Origin of the sequence: Lysinibacillus sp. UGB7 (assembly GCF_049058285.1) — a bacterium.
Classification (GTDB): Bacteria; Bacillota; Bacilli; order Bacillales_A; family Planococcaceae; genus Lysinibacillus; species Lysinibacillus sphaericus_B.
Genome location: NZ_JBMGUV010000124.1, coordinates 1 through 412, shown reverse-complemented (window position 1 = coordinate 412; position 412 = coordinate 1). Strand labels below are relative to the sequence as shown.

The 412-nt window shown below is 38.6% G+C and carries 1 protein-coding gene; it reads right to left on the bottom strand.

All coding sequences use genetic code 11. The features are described 5' to 3' along the window. Window positions 1-6: 6 nt before the first annotated feature. Window positions 7-412, bottom strand: a 406-nt coding sequence (locus tag ACOMCU_RS28340; RefSeq protein WP_421052322.1) for a DDE-type integrase/transposase/recombinase, incomplete at its 5' end; no start/stop codon positions are given.

Here is a 412-nt window from a genome sequence, read left to right as displayed (position 1 = left end):
GATGTGTTAATGATATTTAATGGATGTGTATTGGAATCCTTGATCTGAATGAAGGATGCTTCGATACACATTTCGTTTGCTCGTCAACTCATCTAACGTATCTAATACAAGCTGTAAATCATTTCGTTTGCTGATTTTCCAAGCAACGATTTCGTTGTTGTATAAATCTTGCATGGCAGATAAGTAGAGAAATCCATTTTTCGTCGGTAAAAATGTGATATCTGTGACGAATACTTCGTTCGCTGCACGCTCTGAAAACTGACGGTCCACGACATTGTTAAATACACGAGAAACACGATTTTTCCACACACGACACTTCTTTCGGATGATGGAATGGATGCCTAATTCGCACATTAGTCGATATACTTTTTTATGGTTCACCATGAATCCACGGTCGCGTAAAGCGATTTTC